We start from the raw sequence: 19510 nt of genomic DNA on the forward strand, positions 1-19510 counted from the left end.
GACAACCCCGGCGTGGACAATGGTGGAACACCACCAGTCCACGCCGGCTTCATCCGGTGGACAACGCCGACAAGGAGTTACAAGGCGCGATGGCAATCACTGACATCAATGCGTATGCGCATCTGACCGAAGCCGATGTCGAGGCCCTCGGCAACGAGCTCGATGCACTGCGACGCGAGATCGAATCCGACCTCGGCGAGCGTGACGCCAGGTACCTGCGCCGCACCATCGCGGCTCAGCGTTTTCTGGAGGTCGGCGGCCGACTCGCCCTGCTCGGTAGCCGTCACCGGTTGTTCTGGCTCGGTGGCACGGCCATGCTCTCGGCGGCGAAGATCATCGAGAACATGGAACTGGGCCACAACGTCATGCATGGCCAGTGGGATTGGATGAACGACCCCGAGGTGCACTCCACGTCGTGGGAATGGGACATGGTGTGTGCATCGACGCACTGGAAGCATTCGCACAACTACATCCACCACAAGTACACAAACGTGCTCGGGATGGATCACGACGTCGGCTACCGGCTTCTGCGGGTGACCCGGGATGAGCCGTGGCAGCTCAAGCATCTTCCTCAGCCGTTCCTGAACCTGTTCTTGGCTGCAACCTTCGAGTGGGGTATCGGCCTACACGACCTCGAGACCAGCGAGTACCTGGCTGGACGCAAACCTGCGGAGATCGCCATTCCGCAGTTCAAGGCCTTCGGAAAGAAGGTCGCGAGGCAATTGGCCAAGGACTTCGTCATCTTCCCGCTGCTGTCGGGCAAGGCTGCTCGGCGTACCCTCACCGCCAATCTGACCGCCAACCTGGTTCGTAACTTCTGGGCGTACCTCGTGATCTTCTGTGGCCACTTCCCCGATGGCGCAGAAAAATTCAACGAGGAAACGCTGATCGACGAGACGCACGGCCAGTGGTACCTGCGGCAGATGCTCGGCACCGCCAACTTCAATGCGGGCCCGGCGATGGCGTTCATGAGCGGCAACCTCTGCTACCAGATCGAACACCACCTGTTTCCCGATCTGCCGTCGAATCGTTATGCCGAGATCGGTGTCCGGATACGTGAGCTGTGCGAGAAGTACGACCTGCCGTACACCACGGGGTCGTTGCCGAATCAGTACTGGCTGACGTTCCGGACCATCTGCAAGCTGTCGCTGCCCGACGGTCTGCTCGTCGACACCGCCGACGATGCGCCGGAAACCGCTTCGGAGAAGAAGTTCGCGGGCCTGCGTGGAGCCGCTGCGGCCAGTGGACGACGGCTCGCCGCCGACAAGCGGGAGGGCCTCAAAACCGCTCTCGCCGAGGCGCGTTCACGGCGCCGGACCCGCGCAAAGCAGTTGCGCGCCTAGTCCCAGTGGTTGGCCACGCTCAGCGCGGCCAGTAATTCGCGCACAGCCATGGCGCGGCGGTGGTGCTGGCCCTCGAGCGCGTCCAGAGCGCATTCGGGGTCTGCGGGCGGACCGAGGTGGGTGCAACCACGGGGACAGGCCTCGATGGCGACGGCCAGGTCATCGAAGGCCTTGATGACGTCCTCCGGCCCGATGTGGGCGAGCCCGAACGAGCGGATGCCGGGAGTGTCGACCACCCATCCACCGCCGGGCAACGGCAGCACCACCGACTGTGTCGAGGTGTGCCGGCCCTTGCCCACACCTGACACCACCGCGGTCGCACGGTAGGCGTCGGGAACCAGTCTGTTCACGAGCGTGGATTTTCCGACGCCGCTGTGCCCGATCAGGGCGGTCAGCTTGCCCTGCAACAGTTCCTGCGCGGGTTCGATGGGATCGTCCCGCCCGGCGATCAGTACCGGCAGGTCGAGGTCGGCGAATGCCGCCCGAAAGGACTCGGGGTCGGCCAGATCCCCTTTGGTCAGGCACAGTATCGGGGTGAGACCGCCGACATAAGCTGCGGCCAACGCCCGTTCGACGAATCCGGTGCGCGGCGGTGGGTCGGCGAGGGCGGTGACAATCAACAGTTGCTCGGCGTTGGCCACCACGATGCGCTCGTACGGATCGGTGTCATCGGCCGTGCGCCGCAACACAGTTCGTCGCGGCGCGACCCGGACGATGCGCGCCAGGGTGTCCGCTTTGCCGGACAGATCGCCCACCACCGAGACGTCGTCACCGACCACGATGGGGGTACGGCCGAGTTCGCGGGCGCGCATGCAGACGACTCTGGTGTCGGGGTCGTCGGCGAGTACGCATCCCCACCGTCCGCGGTCGACGGAGACCACCATGGCCGTCTCGGCATCCTCATGTGTCGGACGGGTTTTGGTGCGTGGCCGAGTGCCCCGGCCCGGGCGTACCCGGACATCGGTCTCGTCGTACTGCCGCTTGCTCAAGCGTTGATCATCCTCGCCCACATCGCAGGGAAGTCGGGGAGTGTCTTGGCGGTGGAGCCGATGTCGTCCACCGAGACGCCCTCGGTGACCAGGCCGACAAGAGCGCCTGCGGTGGCCATCCGGTGATCGGCATACGCACGCCAGGTCCCGCCGTGCAGGGTCCTGGGCTCGATGACAAGACCGTCCGGGGTTTCGCTGCACCGCCCACCCAGTCGGTTGATCTCGGCGGTCAATGCCGCGAGGCGGTCGGTCTCGTGGCCCCGCAGATGGGCGATGCCGGAGAGCGTCGAAGGTCCTTCCGCGAGCGCGCACAGCGCGGCGACGGTCGGGGTCAGTTCGCCGACTGCGCTCATGTCCCACGAGATGCCTTGCAGCGCAGTGGGTCCGGTGATCGTGAGAACGCCGTCCTCGTTCTGGCTGCGGCACCCCATCGCCTCGAGGATCTGGACGATCACCGCCCCTGGCTGGGTGGTCGTCACCGGCCACCGGGGAACCGAGATCGTGCCGCCGGTGGCTGCAGCGGCGGCAAGGAAGGCCGCGGCGTTCGACAGGTCGGGCTCGATCTGCCAATCGACGGCGCGGACCGTGGCAGGCGCCACCTGCCAACGGTTCGCGGTCGAGACGTCCACCGCGACACCGGCTGCGGCCAGCATGTCGATCGTCATCGTGATGTGGGGGGTCGACGGGACAGGGTCGCCGACGTGGACGATCGTGAGACCGTTGTCGAAGCCTGCCGCACTGAGCAGCAGGCCCGAGACGAACTGCGATGACGCCGACGCGTCGATGGTCACTTCGCCCCCTCGGACCGAACCGGTTGCGGTGATGGTGAAGGGGAGCGAATCGCCCGCGACCTGGACACCGATGTCGCGTAGTGCCCCGAGGATGGTGTGCAGCGGCCGGCTGCGGGCCTGTTCGTCACCGTCGAACTCCACAACGCCGTCCGCCTGGGCAGCCAGCGGCGGAACAAACCGCATGACCGTGCCGGCCAGCCCACAATCGACCTTTCCGCTGTGCATGGGCGCGGGGGTGATGGTGACGGTGGCGGGATCGTCGGTATCGATGTCGACCCCGACGCCGAGCGCGGCCAGTGCATCGAGCATCAGGTCGCTGTCACGGCTGCGGAGTGTGCCGGTCAGTGTCGACGGACCGTCGGCCTGCGCCGCCAGCACCAGTGCCCGGTTGGTGATCGACTTGCTGCCGGGGAGGCTGACAACGGCGTCGACGGGCGCGGGAGCGTGAGGGGCGTTCCATGCATTCACCCGGACAGTCTTTCATGCCTTCGCAGCAGGTCCGATGGTCCGAGGTGGCCTCGGGGCGGCGTCGGCCGATGGTGGTCTGCCGAATAGCTGACAAGACGCGAATTTGTGGCTGTTCGCCCGCTATGTTCTTTCCATGAACCTTCGCCCAACTCGCCCCGCCGCGCTCGTCGCACTATGTGCCGCAGCCGTTTTGACCCTCTCGGCGTGCTCCGACGACTCGTCGGACAATGCGGATCCGTCCGCGAGCGCGCAAACGTCCTCGAGTTCGGAGCCCACGGCCGCCGAACTCGACGCCCGTGCCGAAGATCTGATGCTCCCCGAGTCGGAGTTCCCTGGCGGCGGCACGTATGTGGTGATGGACAAAGCCGCGATCGACGCCGACAACGAGTCCGATCCCGAGGTCACGCCGACGGGCTGCGCGAACATCGCCGATGAGACCGATGCCAGCAAGCAATTCGACCGTGCGAAGGTCAAGTACGACCTCGAAGACGGCAGCACCATCGAAACCCAGGTGATCCTCGGGCAGGACGGTTCCTTCGAGGAGCTGGAGAACGACATCGCGTCCTGTCCTGCGATGACCATGCGCGACGACCTCCCGGATGGTTCGCAGTTGGTCGCCGAGATGGAGAACTCGCTCGAAGATCCCCAGGGCACCACCGTCCCGGCGAAGACCGTCGTGAGCACCGGCACCGCAACCGTGGGTGCCGACACCCTGCCGCTGACCATCCGGTCAACCGGGGCCTACGTCGACGGCGTCACCGTGAGCGTCGACGTGACGCTCATCGGAGAGGACGCCGGCACGTGGGGCACCGCCGACGAGGCGGCAGTGGTGGACCTCCTCAACAAGCAGATCGCCATCGTTCAGGACGCAGCCAACGCCTGATACCGACCGGACCGGCGCCCTCTCGACCTGTCGAGGGGGCGCTGGTGTTTGTGCGGGGCCCGTACCGGGACATGCGTCAGTGCCGAGGTCGGCGCTCGCGCGGGGGATAATGGGCCGCATGTGTGGGCGATACGCCACGACGGCGAGTACATCAGATCTGGTTGCCGCCTTCGACGCTGCTCTGGCCGCCGAGGACGCGGCCAAACTCGACAATCCCTCCTACAACGTGGCCCCGACGACGACGGTCCCGACCGTTCTCGAGCGGGCGGAGCGATCAGAGTCGGACCATCTGTCTGATGGCGAGCCCGCCGTGCAGCGACAACTGCGGGCACTGCGCTGGGGACTGGTGCCGAGTTGGGCCAAGGACCCGTCCATCGGCAGTCGGATGATCAACGCGCGATCGGAGACGCTGACCGAGAAGCCCTCGTTCAAACGGGCCGCGGCGAAACGCCGCTGCATCTTGCCGGCGGCCGGCTTCTTCGAGTGGACCAAGGGCGAGGACGGCAAGAAGCTGCCGTTCTTCATGCACGACCCCGACACCCCGATCCTCGGTTTCGCGGGTCTCTACGAACTGTGGCCCGACCCGGGCAAGGCCAAGGATGATCCGGACCGCTGGTTGTGGACCACCACGGTGATCACCCGTCCCGCGGCGGATGCGCTGGGCCACATCCACGACCGCACGCCGGTCATCGTGACCCCGGACATGCGCGACGACTGGCTGGATTGCTCGAGCGGCAAGGTCGATGTGGCCCGAGACCTGCTGGCGGCCCTGCCCGAGCCACATCTGGTGCCGTACCGGGTGTCCACCGACGTGAACAACGTCCGCAACAATCGCGCGGATCTGATCAAGCCGCTCTGAGGGTCCGCGCAGCACGGTTCCTCGGCGCTTGGGCAGCCCCGGTGCCTTCAGGCAGTGATGTCTGCGACGACGGCGCCGGTGACGGCGATCAGGTCGGTGGGGGACAGCTCGATCTCGAGGCCGCGTTTGCCCGCACTGCAGAACATCACGGGCCACAGCTCGGCCGTCTCGTCGACGACGGTGGGCAGCGGCTTTCGTTGACCGATCGGTGACACCCCGCCCAGGACGTAGCCGGTGACCCTCATGACGTCCTTCGGCTCGGCCATCGCAGCTTTGCCGCCCAGCCCCAAGGCGGCAGCGGCGGCCTTGAGCGAGAGCCGCGTGGGAACGGGGATGACCGCCACGGCCAGCGTGCCGGCAACATCGAACACCAGCGTCTTGAATATCTGGTCGGGTTCGGCGCCCACCGCGTCGGTCATGAATGTGACGGCCTCAGGACCCCAGGCCCCATCCGAACTCGCCGAATACTTGTGAACGCGGTGGTCGATGCCTGCTGTCTGCAGGGCCAGCAATGCCGAAGTCGCTGCCATGGGGATCCATTGTCCTGCCCGAGGTGGGTGTCCGGTCCGTCCACCCCGTTGTCGTGACGAGAGTGCCCTGTAAGCCTCTGATAAAGCCCAGGGTGGGCGAAACCTGACGTCTTCCGGAACAAGGTGCGCGGTGATGGTGTTCTTTACTGCGAAGGAGGTGTGGTGTGCACAGCAACTCAGCAGATACCGGGTCGGTAGGCTTGCTCGACAGACCTGATTTTCCCGCAGGTCTCGAAGGGATTGTCGTGACCGAAGCCGAAACACCGGAAGAGCACCCAGAGACCCCGGAAGAGCAGTACGCGCGATTCGAGCGCGACGCTCTGCCGTTGCTCGACCAGATGTACGGGGCCGCGCTGCGGATGACCCGTAATCCGGCCGATGCCGAAGATCTGGTGCAGGAAACGTATGTGAAGGCGTTCACCGCGTTCAAGTCGTTTCGCGCCGGGACCAACCTGAAGGCGTGGCTGTACCGGATTCTCACCAACACGTACATCAACGGCTATCGCAAGAAGCAGCGACAGCCCGCGCAGTACCCGACCGACGAGATCACCGACTGGCAGCTGGCGGCCACCGCCGAGCACACGTCGGCAGGTCTGCGGTCGGCTGAGATCGAGGCGCTGGACGCCCTCCCGGACGACGACATCAAGGCAGCTCTGCAGGAGCTGCCCGAGGACTTCCGCATGGCCGTGTACTACGCGGACGTCGAAGGTCTGCCCTACAAGGAGATCGCCGAGATCATGGACACCCCGATCGGGACCGTGATGTCGCGATTGCACCGTGGCCGGAAGCAATTGCGCGACCTGCTCGGCGACGTCGCTCGCGAGCGTGGATTCAACAGAGGAACTGGCGGCCGATCGGCCGGTGGCCGCAAGGGTCACGAACAGGAGGTTGCCGGATGAGTACCGGGAATGCAGGCGATGGAGTGGGACACGACGCACGTGCCGACGAGGCCATCGACGAAAACGACCGGCTCGACTGTTCGGCGGTCATCGCCGATGTCTGGCTGCTGCTCGACAACGAGTGCGACCAGAACGCGCGGGCGCGGCTGCAGACGCACATCGATTCGTGCGCGCCATGCCTCGAGCACTACGGGATCGAGAAGCAGCTCAAGAGTCTGGTGAGCCGCAAATGCGGCGGGGATCAGGCACCTGAAGGCCTGCGCGAACGCCTGACCCTGGAGATCCGCAAGACGGTCATCGTCCGCGAGACCCGCGGGTAGTTTCTCCACACACGGCCCCCAAGCAAACGATCCACTTATCTGAAGACAGTCCGCCGTGCAAGCGGATCGTCCTCGGATAAGTGGATCGGTTGTTTTTCGGGCACTCTTCGATGAAGCGCCCAACGCTCAGGCGTTGGGGCGCTTACCGTGGTTGGCCGCGTTCTTCTTGCGGGCCCGCTTCTTACGTCCACGTTTTCCCATGACAGTCTCCTTTCGACAGCGCTCCATTGTGACACGAAGGGGGTCGCCGCCGAGAATCGCGGACGGTCTTCGTGCGATAGGTTGATACCGCAGAACATCAACGTGGGAGGACGGCATGGCAGAAGAGGTCGTGGCAGAGATTGTGGCGAGCGTTCTCGAAGTGGTCGTCACCCCTGGTCAGGCGGTGGAAGCCGGTGACACCATCGTCCTCTTGGAGTCGATGAAGATGGAGATCCCGGTACTCGCCGAAGAGGCGGGCACGGTCACCGAGGTCAAGGTCAATGTCGGCGACGTGATCCAGGCCGGGCACCTCATCGCGGTCATCGACAACTGACCGCCGATCTTGCGGTCGTGATGTCGGCCAACACTGACGTGCGCCCCGCTCACACTCCGAACAAGCGGGGTCTGTCCTGATGTCGACGCTGTCCGAGCTGCTCGCCGAACACACCGAGCTCTCCGGCGCCGCAGGTGGCCATCTCCAGCGTGTGGTCGCCGAGTGGCAGTTGCTGGCCGATCTGTCGTTCGCCGACCTGCAGATGTGGGTCCACTCGCAGCGGGCCCACGACAACTCAGACGACGGTACGTCCGGCGACACCACCCACATGGTCTGTGTTGCCCAATGCCGTCCCAACACGGCACCCACCGTCTTTCCGTCCGACGTGGTCGGTACATCGATCACCGTCGACGAGAATCCTCAGGTGTTCGGTGCACTGGGCACTGGCCGCATCTTGCGTGAGGAGGATCCGACGTGGGTGGGATCGGTGGCGATCCGGCGTGAAGCGGTGCCCGTCAGGTTCGAGGGATCGGTTGTCGGAGTGCTCGCCCGAGCCATCAATCTGACGCAGCCGAGGCTGCCGTCACCGCTGGAGCTCTCCTACCAGGACTGCGCAAATGACTTGTGCCAGATGGTGTCTGAAGGCACGTTCCCGCAAAATGAGGGCAACCCGAGGGGGTTGTCCACGCCGCGCGCCGGCGACGGTTTCATTCGCGTCGACGAACACTGCGCCGTGCAGTACGCCAGTCCCAACGCACTGTCGGCGTATCACCGGATGGGGTGGACGTCCGAGCTCGGCGGCAACAATCTCGCCGATGTGACCGTGTCATTGCTGACCGATCCGTTCGAATCAGAGGAAGCCGCTGCGATGTTGCGCGCCGCCGCCGAAGGGCACGCCGGCATGCGGATCGAGGCGGACGCGCACCGTGCCACGGTGCTGATCCGCGCTGTCCCACTCCGACCCCGCGGCGAACTGGTCGGCGCCGTGATCCTCGTGCGCGACGTCACCGAGGTCAAGCGCCGGGACCTGGCCTTGATCAGTAAAGATGCGACCATCCGCGAGATCCACCACCGGGTGAAGAACAACCTCCAAAGCGTGTCGGCGCTGCTGCGTCTGCAGGCCCGCCGTACCCCCAACGAAGAGGCCCGGCAAGCGCTCGGCGAGGCGGTGCGCCGGGTCGCCTCGATCGCGCTGGTCCACGAACTGCTGTCCGGCAGCGTGGATGAGGAGGTCGATCTCGACGTCGCCATCGACCAGCTCGTCCCGGTGATGGCGGATGTGGCGTCCGGTGGCAGTGACGTCGTCGTCCGCCGGGTCGGAAAGATCGGAGTGGTCAAGAGTGATCTCGCGATGCCGATGGTGATGGTGCTCACCGAGCTGATCCAGAATGCGGTCGAGCACGGATTCGCGCCCGAACAATCGGGCCTGGTCTTGATCGAGACCTCCCGCACCACCCGTGAACTCGTGATCACGGTGCACGACAACGGGATCGGGTTGCCGCCGGACTTCGATCCGCAGAAGTCCGACCGGCTGGGGTTGCAGATCGTGCATACGCTGGTGCAGATCGAGCTGTCCGGCACGTTGGAGCTCCGTAGCGGCACCGATGGTGGTACCGATGCCGTGCTCACCGTTCCGTTGCGCTGAAAAGCGCTGACGCTCTTTGCTTTTAGCCTGAAACAACACAAACCCGGTGGCTGGTGTGCCACCGGGTTGGGTTGTCTGTTGTCGGGTGATCAGTGGGCTGTGATCACCCAGGTGGGGCTATACGGAACTGCGTGTGCGACTGCGTGCGTTGCGCCGCTTGAGCGCACGTCGCTCGTCTTCGCTCATTCCGCCCCAAACGCCTGCGTCCTGTCCGGACTCCAATGCCCAAGTGAGGCAATCAGCTGTAACCGGGCAGCGGTTGCAGACGAGCTTCGCATCAGCAATCTGCGCGATGGCCGGGCCACTGTTTCCCACCGGGAAGAACAGCTCCGGGTCCTCGTCGCGACAAATTGCGTTGTGACGCCAGTCCATCCCTCTGCTCCTTCAGGCGCTTCTTCGCGCCGCTCGTAACCGTCAGTTCATGCGTGCGTAGTTATTGTTTCCGCACTGTTGCTTGTGAATACTTTCACGAATCCAGATGAAGTCAATGGTGTTGCGTTAACACGTGTGCAATATCACTGTGTAGGGGGTGCCTTCATTGGTCCACCTCCCGTTGTACTACTGTGCAGACGGTTTTGCCTGTGATTTATCAAGCAAACATGGTGTGACCTCGGACTCTTTACAGACGTCCAACGATCAGCTAACACGCGGACGAGAGGCACATCACTCGCGCGGAGCGACCACTTCCAACGCGCCGGGCCTGCAACCGAACGTCAGGGCGGTACGCGTCCCGAGGTATTCGCCGTCCATCTGCATGTCTATCGGTGCAGTACTGCTGACCACCACGGACGGGACGTCGTCGGCTCTGAGCAGGTGGCGTGCGCTCGGCTGCGCCGTGCGCGAGAGCAGTTGGCGGGCGAGCGGCAGGTTGCGCAGCGGACTCATCGATCTCGACGCGAACACGCCCAATTGGCCATCGAAGCTGGTGTCCGGATTGGTCTCGATGGGCCGCGCGCCCAGATAGGTCCAGGGCCGGGAGTTGGAGACGAACAGATAGTGGACGCCGTCTACAGGTTCGGCATCGGGAAGGGTGACGGTCAGGGTCGGCTGCCCGCCCGCGGCCCCGATGAAGGTGCGTACTGCGGTCCACAGATATCTCGTGGCGGAGGCCCGGTGACCGGCCACACGCTGTTCGTCGATCGACTTCACCACCTGGGCGTCGACACCCAGGCCCGCGTTGAACAGGAACCAGCGGTCGTCGGTGTGGCCGAGACTGACTCGGCGCCGCGCTCCGCCGGCGAGCAGGTCCACGAGCTGGCCGGTGGCCTTGAGAGGATCGGGATCGATACCCAACGCCCTGGCGAAAACGTTTGCGCTGCCTCCCGGCACCACCGCCACGGCAGGAGAGGGCAACCCGCTCGACTGAGCGGATCCGGGCGGATCGATGACCCCGTTGACCACCTCGTTCACGCTGCCGTCGCCGCCGTGGACCACAACGACGTCGTAACCCTCGAGCCGAGCCTTCGACGCCAGTTCGCCGGCATGGCCACGGTGGGTGGTGTGTTCGACGGTTATGTCCACAAATGGGGTCCGGTGGTCCCCGGGCCGGCGCAGTGACGCAGTCAGGGTGCCCACCAGCGCATCCCGCCCCGCCTCGGTGGTCGAGGTGGCGAAGGGGTTGACGATCAGCATCGCGCGCACGAGAAGTGAGCCTAGCGGGATGTGGGGATCCACCGCCGACGCGATCCTCCACCGTCCGTCCGGCCGGGGGGCCACTAGGCTGGTCCGGTGCCGGAATCAACTCCTCCGATCAACGTTCGCCGGGCAGGCGCCATCGTGGCGCTCGAGGGCGCCGCCTTCATCGTCTATGCGATCGTCGCCGTTGTCCGCGGCCTGATGGGCCACGAAGAGGAAGCGATCAGTGGGTACGGCACCGCAGCGTGGTTCGCGATCCTCGGCGGCGGCATCTTCGCAGGCGGGCTCGCGCTGCTGATGGGCCGGCGATGGGGGAGGGCGATCGCGGTCATCGCGCAGGTCCTGCTGCTGCCGTTTGCCTTTGCGCTGATCACCGACAGTGACCTGCCGGTTCTGGGTACGCCGATCTTGATCGCTCTGGTGGCGGCGCTGGTGTTCCTCTTCAGTCCGTCCTCGATGACGTGGTTCGCTGCCGCGTACGCGATCGACGGCTCGGACGACGGCACGGAAGAGGCTGTGGCAGACAAAGAGTCGGCCCCACAACGCGCGCAGTCACGCAAGAAGAAGCGCCGCCGGTAGCGGGCGCCGACGCTCGGTCCCTCCCATGGTCGATATCGGGGTGGCTGGCGGGACACGCCCGGGCCGGTTCACGTGACGGTTCGCACATGGGCCGGGCGACCCGCATCCACGTAGTCGGCGCTGCGATAGCCGGTGATCCCGAGCGACTGGATCTGATGGGTCTCGCCGTCGAAGCCGAGAACCGCCAGCGATGCGGGCAGCATCGCAAAATGAGCGCCGAATCTGACCGGTGCGCCGATCCACCGTGCGAGCAGCGACCGCGAGAAGTGTCCGTGGCCGATGACCACCACCGATCGATCGCGTAAGTACTGCACGAGATCTGCGATCACACCGTCCATACGGTCACTCATCTGCTGCGGTGACTCACCATCGGGTCCGCCGCGATTCCACACCGTCCAACCCGGGTCGGTCTCGCGGATCTCCGGTGTGGTGAGTCCTTCGTATCTGCCGTAGTCCCATTCGGCGAACTCCTCGCCCGTGCGGGTGATGGTCAATCCGGCCAGTTCGGCGGTGTGGCGGGCGCGCAGCCTCGGCGACGACAGCACCAACGGATCGGTCAGGAGCAGCTCATCGAGTGGCGCGCGCAGGCTCTCGGCCTGCTGTTCACCGAGCTCTGTCAGAGCTATATCGCTCGACCCGGTGTGCTTTCCCACCTTCGACCACTCCGTCTCACCGTGGCGGATGAGGATGAGGCGATGGATTGCCGAAACTGCAGCGTTCTCTGCGGACAAATTGCTCGGTGGGCGCATAGGGTCAAGGGAACACAGGCTGCGACGGCACCGCAAGCCATCTTCTGTTCCTGACCGGCGGACAGAACATGTAATTGTAGGCGCTGTCGGAGACAGAGCAGGGCGAAGCTCGATCAGCTCTTCCAAATGCATGGCCGGAGGGAGTCAAGCAATGAGCAAGGTACTTGCCGTGGCGAATCAAAAGGGTGGCGTCGCCAAGACGACAACTGTGATCTCGCTGGGGGCGGCGTTGGCGGGGATGGATGTGTCGGTCTTGGTCGTGGACCTCGATCCTCAAGGCAGCCTTACGTTTTCGTTGGGTCACGACCCTGACAAGTTGCCCGTCTCGGTGCACGACGTGCTGCTCGGTGAAGCAGAGATCGCCGACGTACTGCTCGACACCGAAGACAAGATGACGCTGCTGCCGGCGACCATCGACCTCGCCGGCGCCGAGGCCCTGTTGCTGATGCGGCCGGGGCGCGAGTACGCGCTCAAACGGGTGCTGGCAAAGGTGGCCGACGACTACGATGTGATCATCATCGACTGCCCGCCTTCCCTCGGTGTGCTCACCTTGAACGGACTCACCGCGGCGGACGAGGTGATCGTGCCCCTGCAGTGCGAGACGCTTGCGCATCGGGGTGTCGGTCAGCTACTGCGCACGGTCACCGAGATCCAGCAGATAACGAACCCTGATCTGGCGCTGCTCGGCGCGTTGCCGACCCTGTACGACGCCCGCACCACCCACAGTCGCGACGTGCTCGCCGACGTCTCCGACCGGTACGACCTCCCCGTGCTGGCTCCCGCGATCCCACGCACGGTCCGCTTTGCCGAGGCGTCCGCGACCGGTGTCAGCGTGCTCGGGGGTCGCAAGAACAAGGGGTCGGAGGCCTACCGGGAGCTCGCGGAGAACCTGTGGAAGCACTGGCAGGTGGGAGCCGACCTGGTGACGATCGACGCGGAGTGATCTCCACTCGGCCTAAGTCGCGGAGGGCTTGAGTACCGAGACCGTCGATCCCCATTGCTGGACGACGTTGTCGCCGATCAGTCCGAGTGTGACGATGCCGCCGCCGTAGCCGCTGCGCTGCACCGGGATCGACCGTATCGGCCTGCCGTCCACGATGTTGTGTTCGCTGATGCCCGACGCACTGGGCAGCAGCAGAGAACCTGCCATCACCACGCCGGGCCCCAGTGTCGCGGGTACCTGGAATCGGGCTTGCAACGTGCTCGCGTCCAGGACCACCGTGGCCTCGCCGGTCCAGAAGGTGATGAGCCCGCCGCTACTGACCGGCGTGCTCTCGACACCCACCGCACGCCCCAGCAGGGTGGTGCGGCCCCGCAGGGTGCCGTCGAGTGCGTAGGTCTCGAGCATGGGGCTCGGGGACGAGACGTAGACGGCCACGCCGTTCGCGCCGACCGCCACCACGCGGGGCGGTGAACCGAGATCAGCGGTGATCAACGTCGACCCCTGCTCGTCCAGCTTCTCGTCTTTGTCCAGCGTCGCACCGAGAACCGTCAATCGGTACCCGGGCTCGATCCCGCACCGCTCGACGACTGCCACTCGGCCCGAACCGATTGCGCTGGAGAGCAACTCGCAGCCGGACCGGGGTTGTGCGCCTGGGTTCACGGGTGCGTCCACGCGACCGTATTCGATGGTGCGAACCAGATCGCTACGCCACGTCTCCAACCGGGTGTCGCCCTGTGCCAAGAAGTAGTCCTTCTCGATGCTGAAGTCGAGTGTGCTGTCGGCGTCACTACTGCGGGACGCCGCGCGCTCACCGGTCGCGGAATAGAGAGCCGTCACCTCGCTGCAGCCGCGGGCATTGCGATAGACCGCGATGACGTAGTCGCGTCCCGAGCCGGGCCAGCCGGCGACGCCGCACAGCGGCAGGTCGCGTCGATACGACCAGAGTTCACGGCCCGTCGACGGGTCGTGTCCGATGACGGTCCCGCGGTCGCCGGTGACCACCACCGGGCCGATCACCACGGGAGCCGTGGTCGCGTTGCTGGCAGCGCGCCAGGCCTCGGTGAGACCTGACGGCACCGACGATGCCGAGGTGGGCGGAGGTGCTGAGTTCTGAGCGGGATCCGAGCTGGTGCCGCGCACGGCGCTGGTGGACCAGATGGCAACGCCTGCAACGACGATCACGACAACGATGACCGCGGCCACCGCGAGATCGACCCGTGTCCGCCGCTCAGGCTTTGGCACCGTCAGTTACTCCGAGGTGCTGCTCACGGTCTCGCCGTTACCTTCGGCGCCGCCCGAGGTCTGCCCGCCACGGCGACGCCGACGACGCCGCGGACGGTCGCCGCCGCCCTCGGTGCCCGGTCCGGAAGTCTCCGACGGTGCGGTCGAGGCGGTCGAGGCGGTGCTCGCGGACTCGGTGGTGGTGGTGGTCGCGCCGGCGCCTTCGCCCGGTGTGCCGCCGCGGGTGCGGCGACGCTGACGAGACGGGCGTTGGCCTCCCTCGCGCTGGCCGGACTCGCGGCCTGCCGATTCTCGGCTTCCGGATTCGCGGCGACCCGACCCCGAGGAACGTCCACCCGAGCGGGGTTCACGTTCCTTGCGGTCTTCGCGCGCCGCGCCGCCCGATCCGATCCGGCCGTTGGCTGTCTCCGGGATGTTGAGGTCGGAGCGCAGATGCGGTGAGCTGGAATAGGTTTCGGCGGGCTCGTCCTTGGCCAGGTCGAGCGCCTTGCTGATCATCTCCCAGCGGTGCAGCTCGTCCCAGTCGACCAGCGTCACGGCGATACCGGTCCGTCCGGCGCGCCCCGTGCGCCCGATGCGGTGCACGTAGGTCTTCTCGTCGTCGGGGCACTGGTAGTTGATGACGTGGGTGACGTCGTCGATGTCGATTCCTCGGGCGGCGACATCGGTGGCCACCAGTACGTTGATGCGCCCCTCGCGGAAGGCAGTCAGGGCCTTCTCGCGCGCGACCTGTCCGAGGTCTCCGTGAACGGCACCGACGGCGAACCCGCGCTCGGCGAGGTCGTCGGCGACCTTCTGGGCTGTGCGCTTGGTCCGGGTGAAAACCATTGTGGCGCCGCGACCCTCGGCCTGAAGGATGCGGGCGACGAGCTCGGCTTTGTCGAGGGCGTGCGCGCGGTACACGTACTGGGTGGTGCGCTCGTGGATCGCCGAATCGTTGGCATGCTCGGCGCGGATGTGCGTCGGCTTGGTCAAGAATGTGCGGGCCAGGGTCACGATCGGTCCGGGCATCGTGGCCGAGAAGAGCATGGTCTGACGGGCATCCGGCAGCGAACTCATGATTCGTTCGATGTCGGGGAGGAATCCCAGGTCGAGCATCTCGTCGGCCTCGTCGAGAACCAAAACCTGCACCTTGCCCAGGATCAAGTGGCCCTGGCGGGCGAGGTCGAGCAGACGCCCGGGAGTGCCCACCACGACGTCGATGCCGATCTTGAGCTCGCTGATCTGGTGCTCGAACGGCCGGCCGCCGAAGATCGAGAGCAGGCGGATGGGCCGGTTCTGCCCATCCGCGGTGTCGACGTGCAGGCCCTTGGCCGCGACCTCGAGGTCGTCGGTCACCTGGATGCACAGCTCGCGCGTGGGCACGATGATCAGCGCGCGGGGAGTGCCGTCGAGCTTGCGGATGCCGGGCTCGCCGGCGTCCGCGGTGGCCTGCGACACCCGCTGCAACAGGGGGACGCCGAAGCCGAGGGTCTTGCCCATGCCGGTCCGTGCCTGGCCGATGAGGTCGTCGCCAGCCATGGCCAGGGGAAGCGTGAGCTCCTGGATCGCGAAGGTGTTCGTGATGCCATCGGCGGCGAGGGCGTCGACGATCTCCTGCCGGACGCCGAGCTCGGCGAAGGTGGGGGAGACGTGGTCCTCGGCGACGATGACGTGCTCTTCGGCCTCGACGACGTCGTCCAGGGAGACTGCAGTCTCGGTGTTCGTATCTGAGGTGTGATTGTCGGTGTTCAGTTGATTGCCTTCCGCAAAGTGCTGTCCCGCGCGCACTGTAAGAATCAACCAACAGGTCAGCTCTGGATCCTCGATCTGCCGAGGACTCGCATGACCGGTATCGGGCGAATCGGGCCGATTTCGTTCAATCGGGCTGCCGTCGGTGCGCGCACAATGTCCGTGTGAGCCAGCTAAGGCGCTTGGCTTACCCCTCGCAGTGTACGTGTCCTCGGCATATTGCCAACATCGAGTCGCGAGCTGCCGGGTATCGGTGCAGCCTGTCCGTGTGCTGAGTCGCCGAACACGGTGAGCTGCTGACTACACTGGAGACCATGTCGTCTGGTTCACAAACCGAACCGCCGGTGTCGGATGTCGCCACCTCGGTTCCCTTCGATCACCCTGGAATCACCGAACTCTTCGGGGTTCTGGCGTGCGGTGAACTGGCCGCGTTCTATCGCCTCACCTCCGAGGCCGTGATGGCTCCGGGAATCCGGGGACGCGTGGCGATGGCCAGCATGGCCGCCGCGGAGATGGCCCACTTCGAGATCCTGCAGGACGAACTGCGCGCGCGCCGGGTGGACGTGTACGACGCGATCGAGAAGTACGAGGCGGTACTCGAGCGCTACCACGCGTCAACCGTGCCGAGCAGTTGGCAGGAGTCGCTAGTCAAGGCCTACGTCGGCGATGGTCTGGCCGCGGATTTCTATCTCGAGATCGCCGGCACCCTGCCGCCGGAGGCCGAGGCCGTGGTCCGCAAGGTGATGTCGGAGACTGGGCACTCGGACTTCGCCGCCACCGCCGTCCGTGACGCGGTCGCCGCAGACCCCGACCTGAAATCGCCGCTCACCCTCTGGGGACGCCGGCTGCTCGGGGAGGCGATCACCCAGACGCAGTACGTGCTCGCCGGCCAGGAGGAACTGACCGAGCTGCTGTTCTCGGTCCAGTCCGATCTGAACCGGATCGTGACGTTCTTCGATTCCATCCAGGAGCGGCACGCTCGCCGGATGGCCGACATGGGCCTGGGCTGACCCGCCGCCTCCGGGCTGGCGTCGTCGACACTCGTGAGTGCGACTAGCCTTGGAACGAGAGTCGGGACCTGTTCACCGAGCTCGACCTGTGAGATCCAATCGTGAAGACCTGTGGAGGATTCTGTGGCCGTTGATGTGAAGATCGGGATCACCGACAGTGCACGCGAGATCGTGGTGCACACCGATCAGAGCAGTGATGACGCCCATGCCGCGGTGGAGTCCGCGCTGGCCGGCGGCGATCAGCTGCTTCGCCTGCAGGATGACAAGGGCGCACGTTTCCTGATCCCGGTCACCAAGATCGCCTACGTCGAGGTCGGCATCTCCGATGCACGCAAGGTCGGTTTCGGCGCCATCTGACGCTCGGTAGAGGGGCCGGGCTAGTTCTCGAGAATTCCGGAGGACTGCTGAAGCGGCACTCGGGACAGCCCGCCCCAGAGCATGGTCACCGTGATGTCCACGGCCTCTTCCTTGGTCACCGGACGCTTGGCGTCCAGCCAGTGCCGGGCGTTGACCTGGCTGGTCCCCACCAGTCCGGCCGCCAGCATCCTGGAGCGGTGCGGATCGAGCCCCGAGTCGTGCATCACCAGTCCGTAGACGGCGTCGACGCAGGCTTCGGTTGCGCCTTCGACACGCCTGATCGCGGCCGGATCGAGGGCGTCCGAGCGGAAGATGAGCCGGTATCCCTGGCTGTCCTCGTCGATGAAATCGAAGAACGCCTGCACCGCGGCACGCACCCGATGGCGGTTGTCGGTGGAACTGAGCAGGGCCCCGGTGACCCGGTTCACCATCGACTCGGCGTGGGAATCGAGTACGGCGAGGTACAGGTCGAGCTTGCTCGGAAAGTGTTGGTAGAGAACAGGTTTGCTGACCCCGGCGTGTACGGCGATCTCGTCCATCCCCGCCGAGTGGTAGCCGCGTTCGACGAAGATCTCGCTGGCGGCGTCCAGTAGTTGTAGTCGCCGCGCGCTGCGCGGCATCCGGACGCTTCGACGTCCGCCACCGGCGGTGGTCGAGTTCGTTCCGGTGCCTGCGGCAGCCGATTCAGTCATGGTCGCCAGGGTATATCCGCCCGCGATGTGCGCCACCGGTGGTTGCCTACAGATGAATCGTGGATGCCTGTGAGAAGGTTTAACGGTGACTGGTGCTGGCGGCTCGGGACCGACGGAAACGCGGCGTACGCCGCGCGACACCGCCGATCCCGAACGAATCCGTCGGACCGCCGGCTCCGACCGGAAGCGGCGAAGTGTCGACCCCGATCAGACCAGCAGGACCGTCGATCGGGCGCGCCGCGCCGCCAGGCGTGCGGCAGAGGCCGACGCTCACCTCGCGAACCAGGAAACCGACGTACACCGTCCCGTCTCCGGTCGGCCCGCCCCTGACCAGCCGTTACGTGCCCGCTGGGATCCCATCGACGAACCGGGCAGGCCGCGTGCGGACCGCGGGAAGGACCGCAAGAAGCAGTCGGCGGTTGGTCGATTCGTCACCACCTACGGCTGGCGGGCGTACGCCATCCCGGTACTTGTCGTGCTGACCATCGTGATGATCGTGCTCACCGTCCAATCCCACCAGGACGGCGGGTCCGACCGAGTCGTCGACTCTGATCCCGATGCCGTCCGCAACACCAACGTGCGGGATGAGACCACCGCCATCGGTGCACCCCCGAAGTCGGTGCCGCTGGAGCAACTGCCCGCGGGTGTCCTGCCCGCCGGCGGCCCGTTCACCGAGAAGGGTGCGGCCGGGTATCACGTGGTGCCCGGGACCACGACTCGCGTGGGCACCGGGGGTCAGGAGTACACCTACACCGTCGAGGTCGAGAACGGTTTGGCGTCCGGTGACTTCGGGGGCGACCCCACGTTCGCCAAGTTGATCGACACGACACTCGCCAACCCGAAGAGCTGGATCGGGGACGGCACAGTGTCTTTCCGCCGGATCGACAACGGCGAGCCCGATTTCCGGGTGACGCTCACCTCGCCCGACACCACGCGGCAGCTCTGCGGATACGAGATCAAGCTCGAGACCTCGTGCTACTACCCGCCGGAATCCCGGGTCACGCTCAACGAGGCGCGATGGGTCCGCGGCGCGACGTCATATCAGGGTGACGATCTCGGCTATCGGCAATATCTGATCAATCACGAGATCGGGCATGCGATCGGGTTCGAGGCACATGAGCCGTGCAAGATGAACGGGTCTCTGGCGCCGATCATGATGCAGCAGACGTTCGGTACCGCGAACAGCGAGATCATGGCGCTCGATCCGGACATGAAAGCCAACCGCGACTTCGTCTGCAACCCCAACCCCTGGCCTTTCCCCGAACGCTGAGCTCGGCCACCGCACAGGCCGGGGCCGCCGGAATCTTCCCGGACAAAAGCTCGTTGCACCTACGTGGGGTGGCCGGACCGACGACCATCACCGTCACGCG

General features: G+C 65.7%; 22 protein-coding genes. 12 read left to right on the forward strand and 10 right to left on the reverse strand.

All coding sequences use genetic code 11. The features are described from left to right. Positions 1-89: 89 nt before the first annotated feature. Positions 90-1343, forward strand: a complete 1254-nt coding sequence (locus CSW57_RS18250) for a fatty acid desaturase family protein (protein WP_099384589.1) — start codon at positions 90-92, stop codon at positions 1341-1343. On the opposite strand, the gene rsgA is transcribed toward CSW57_RS18250, so the two are convergent. Both rsgA and aroA read right to left on the reverse strand, forming a co-directional pair. Next, positions 1340-2332, reverse strand: a complete 993-nt coding sequence (rsgA, locus tag CSW57_RS18255; RefSeq protein ID WP_023955884.1) for a ribosome small subunit-dependent GTPase A — start codon at positions 2330-2332, stop codon at positions 1340-1342. The two genes, CSW57_RS18250 and rsgA, sit on opposite strands and share 4 nt — an antisense overlap. Beyond that, positions 2329-3591, reverse strand: a complete 1263-nt coding sequence (gene aroA, locus CSW57_RS18260; RefSeq protein ID WP_099384012.1) for a 3-phosphoshikimate 1-carboxyvinyltransferase — start codon at positions 3589-3591, stop codon at positions 2329-2331. Before aroA ends, rsgA begins: the two co-directional genes overlap by 4 nt. Before the next feature lie 133 nt (positions 3592-3724). On the opposite strand from aroA, the gene CSW57_RS24525 reads away from it, so the two are divergent. Together CSW57_RS24525 and CSW57_RS18270 are read left to right on the forward strand one after the other, a co-directional pair. Continuing rightward, on the forward strand, positions 3725-4474 hold the full coding sequence (locus tag CSW57_RS24525; protein WP_189339311.1) for a hypothetical protein: 750 nt from the start codon (positions 3725-3727) through the stop codon (positions 4472-4474). A gap of 118 nt (positions 4475-4592) precedes the next feature. Further along, on the forward strand, positions 4593-5333 hold the full coding sequence (locus tag CSW57_RS18270; protein ID WP_099384590.1) for an SOS response-associated peptidase: 741 nt from the start codon (positions 4593-4595) through the stop codon (positions 5331-5333). Between the two features lie 47 nt (positions 5334-5380). On the opposite strand, the gene CSW57_RS18275 is transcribed toward CSW57_RS18270, so the two are convergent. After that, complete coding sequence (locus CSW57_RS18275) at positions 5381-5863, reverse strand: YbaK/EbsC family protein (RefSeq protein ID WP_099384013.1); 483 nt, start codon at positions 5861-5863, stop codon at positions 5381-5383. A gap of 239 nt (positions 5864-6102) precedes the next feature. Here CSW57_RS18275 and CSW57_RS18280 point away from each other — a divergent pair, with 239 nt between their 5' ends. Continuing rightward, on the forward strand, positions 6103-6762 hold the full coding sequence (locus tag CSW57_RS18280) for a sigma-70 family RNA polymerase sigma factor (RefSeq protein WP_165842425.1): 660 nt from the start codon (positions 6103-6105) through the stop codon (positions 6760-6762). Further along, positions 6759-7082, forward strand: coding sequence for a mycothiol system anti-sigma-R factor (gene rsrA / locus CSW57_RS18285; RefSeq protein WP_023955878.1), 324 nt, complete (start codon positions 6759-6761; stop codon positions 7080-7082). Before CSW57_RS18280 ends, rsrA begins: the two co-directional genes overlap by 4 nt. A 126-nt stretch (positions 7083-7208) precedes the next feature. Here rsrA and CSW57_RS24875 read toward each other — a convergent pair whose 3' ends face one another. Beyond that, positions 7209-7283: a 50S ribosomal protein bL37 gene (locus CSW57_RS24875; RefSeq protein ID WP_369758845.1), complete on the reverse strand. Its 75-nt coding sequence runs from the start codon at positions 7281-7283 to the stop codon at positions 7209-7211. Between the two features lie 115 nt (positions 7284-7398). Here CSW57_RS24875 and CSW57_RS18290 point away from each other — a divergent pair, with 115 nt between their 5' ends. Both CSW57_RS18290 and CSW57_RS18295 read left to right on the forward strand, forming a co-directional pair. Continuing rightward, complete coding sequence (locus tag CSW57_RS18290; protein ID WP_030164534.1) at positions 7399-7617, forward strand: biotin/lipoyl-binding carrier protein; 219 nt, start codon at positions 7399-7401, stop codon at positions 7615-7617. Between the two features lie 79 nt (positions 7618-7696). Continuing rightward, positions 7697-9202 (forward strand): sensor histidine kinase, encoded by a 1506-nt coding sequence (locus tag CSW57_RS18295; RefSeq protein ID WP_099384014.1) that lies wholly within the window; start codon positions 7697-7699, stop codon positions 9200-9202. Between the two features lie 117 nt (positions 9203-9319). On the opposite strand, the gene CSW57_RS18300 is transcribed toward CSW57_RS18295, so the two are convergent. Both CSW57_RS18300 and CSW57_RS18305 read right to left on the reverse strand, forming a co-directional pair. Then, on the reverse strand, positions 9320-9574 hold the full coding sequence (locus CSW57_RS18300) for a WhiB family transcriptional regulator (RefSeq protein WP_023955875.1): 255 nt from the start codon (positions 9572-9574) through the stop codon (positions 9320-9322). A 291-nt stretch (positions 9575-9865) separates the two neighbouring features. Continuing rightward, positions 9866-10843 (reverse strand): diacylglycerol/lipid kinase family protein, encoded by a 978-nt coding sequence (locus tag CSW57_RS18305; protein ID WP_099384015.1) that lies wholly within the window; start codon positions 10841-10843, stop codon positions 9866-9868. Positions 10844-10930: 87 nt separating this feature from the next. Between CSW57_RS18305 and CSW57_RS18310 the strand changes: the two genes are divergently transcribed. Next, positions 10931-11416, forward strand: a complete 486-nt coding sequence (locus tag CSW57_RS18310) for a hypothetical protein (RefSeq protein WP_223249335.1) — start codon at positions 10931-10933, stop codon at positions 11414-11416. A 68-nt stretch (positions 11417-11484) separates the two neighbouring features. Here the strand turns inward: CSW57_RS18310 and CSW57_RS18315 are convergent, their stop codons facing one another. Further along, the gene (locus CSW57_RS18315; RefSeq protein WP_099384016.1) at positions 11485-12165 is read right to left on the reverse strand and encodes an acid phosphatase; all 681 of its coding nucleotides are present in this window, start codon (positions 12163-12165) and stop codon (positions 11485-11487) included. A 151-nt stretch (positions 12166-12316) separates the two neighbouring features. On the opposite strand from CSW57_RS18315, the gene CSW57_RS18320 reads away from it, so the two are divergent. Further along, a complete protein-coding gene (locus tag CSW57_RS18320; RefSeq protein WP_023955871.1) occupies positions 12317-13108 on the forward strand; it encodes a ParA family protein in 792 nt (263 codons plus the stop codon). A 12-nt stretch (positions 13109-13120) separates the two neighbouring features. Here CSW57_RS18320 and CSW57_RS18325 read toward each other — a convergent pair whose 3' ends face one another. Together CSW57_RS18325 and CSW57_RS18330 are read right to left on the reverse strand one after the other, a co-directional pair. Continuing rightward, entirely contained in the window at positions 13121-14350 is a 1230-nt protein-coding gene (locus CSW57_RS18325; RefSeq protein ID WP_317615610.1) for an Rv3212 family protein, read from the reverse strand. A gap of 6 nt (positions 14351-14356) precedes the next feature. After that, the gene (locus tag CSW57_RS18330; protein ID WP_223249410.1) at positions 14357-16033 is read right to left on the reverse strand and encodes a DEAD/DEAH box helicase; all 1677 of its coding nucleotides are present in this window, start codon (positions 16031-16033) and stop codon (positions 14357-14359) included. Between the two features lie 362 nt (positions 16034-16395). Here CSW57_RS18330 and CSW57_RS18335 point away from each other — a divergent pair, with 362 nt between their 5' ends. Together CSW57_RS18335 and CSW57_RS18340 are read left to right on the forward strand one after the other, a co-directional pair. Then, complete coding sequence (locus CSW57_RS18335; protein ID WP_099384018.1) at positions 16396-17091, forward strand: ferritin-like fold-containing protein; 696 nt, start codon at positions 16396-16398, stop codon at positions 17089-17091. 123 nt (positions 17092-17214) lie between these two features. Then, positions 17215-17448, forward strand: a complete 234-nt coding sequence (locus tag CSW57_RS18340; RefSeq protein ID WP_030164509.1) for a DUF3107 domain-containing protein — start codon at positions 17215-17217, stop codon at positions 17446-17448. A gap of 20 nt (positions 17449-17468) precedes the next feature. On the opposite strand, the gene CSW57_RS18345 is transcribed toward CSW57_RS18340, so the two are convergent. Beyond that, entirely contained in the window at positions 17469-18140 is a 672-nt protein-coding gene (locus tag CSW57_RS18345) for a TetR/AcrR family transcriptional regulator (protein WP_030164506.1), read from the reverse strand. An 85-nt stretch (positions 18141-18225) separates the two neighbouring features. On the opposite strand from CSW57_RS18345, the gene CSW57_RS18350 reads away from it, so the two are divergent. Continuing rightward, the gene (locus CSW57_RS18350; protein ID WP_223249336.1) at positions 18226-19410 is read left to right on the forward strand and encodes a DUF3152 domain-containing protein; all 1185 of its coding nucleotides are present in this window, start codon (positions 18226-18228) and stop codon (positions 19408-19410) included. Positions 19411-19510 lie beyond the last annotated feature (100 nt).

It is taken from the genome of Williamsia muralis, from assembly GCF_002735905.1.
GTDB lineage: Bacteria > Actinomycetota > Actinomycetes > Mycobacteriales > Mycobacteriaceae > Williamsia > Williamsia muralis_A.

Excerpts from the sequence above, each read along its gene's own strand:
- CSW57_RS18250 (WP_099384589.1), top strand. The coding sequence starts at position 90 with ATGGCAATCACTGACATCAATGCGTATGCGCATCTGACCGAAGCCGAT.
- CSW57_RS24525 (WP_189339311.1), top strand. The coding sequence starts at position 3,725 with ATGAACCTTCGCCCAACTCGCCCCGCCGCGCTCGTCGCACTATGTGCC.
- CSW57_RS18270 (WP_099384590.1), top strand. The coding sequence starts at position 4,593 with ATGTGTGGGCGATACGCCACGACGGCGAGTACATCAGATCTGGTTGCC.
- CSW57_RS18275 (WP_099384013.1), bottom strand. The coding sequence starts at position 5,863 with ATGGCAGCGACTTCGGCATTGCTGGCCCTGCAGACAGCAGGCATCGAC.
- rsrA (WP_023955878.1), top strand. The coding sequence starts at position 6,759 with ATGAGTACCGGGAATGCAGGCGATGGAGTGGGACACGACGCACGTGCC.
- CSW57_RS18290 (WP_030164534.1), top strand. The coding sequence starts at position 7,399 with ATGGCAGAAGAGGTCGTGGCAGAGATTGTGGCGAGCGTTCTCGAAGTG.
- CSW57_RS18295 (WP_099384014.1), top strand. The coding sequence starts at position 7,697 with ATGTCGACGCTGTCCGAGCTGCTCGCCGAACACACCGAGCTCTCCGGC.
- CSW57_RS18300 (WP_023955875.1), bottom strand. The coding sequence starts at position 9,574 with ATGGACTGGCGTCACAACGCAATTTGTCGCGACGAGGACCCGGAGCTG.
- CSW57_RS18315 (WP_099384016.1), bottom strand. The coding sequence starts at position 12,165 with ATGCGCCCACCGAGCAATTTGTCCGCAGAGAACGCTGCAGTTTCGGCA.
- CSW57_RS18320 (WP_023955871.1), top strand. The coding sequence starts at position 12,317 with ATGAGCAAGGTACTTGCCGTGGCGAATCAAAAGGGTGGCGTCGCCAAG.
- CSW57_RS18335 (WP_099384018.1), top strand. The coding sequence starts at position 16,396 with ATGTCGTCTGGTTCACAAACCGAACCGCCGGTGTCGGATGTCGCCACC.
- CSW57_RS18345 (WP_030164506.1), bottom strand. The coding sequence starts at position 18,140 with ATGACTGAATCGGCTGCCGCAGGCACCGGAACGAACTCGACCACCGCC.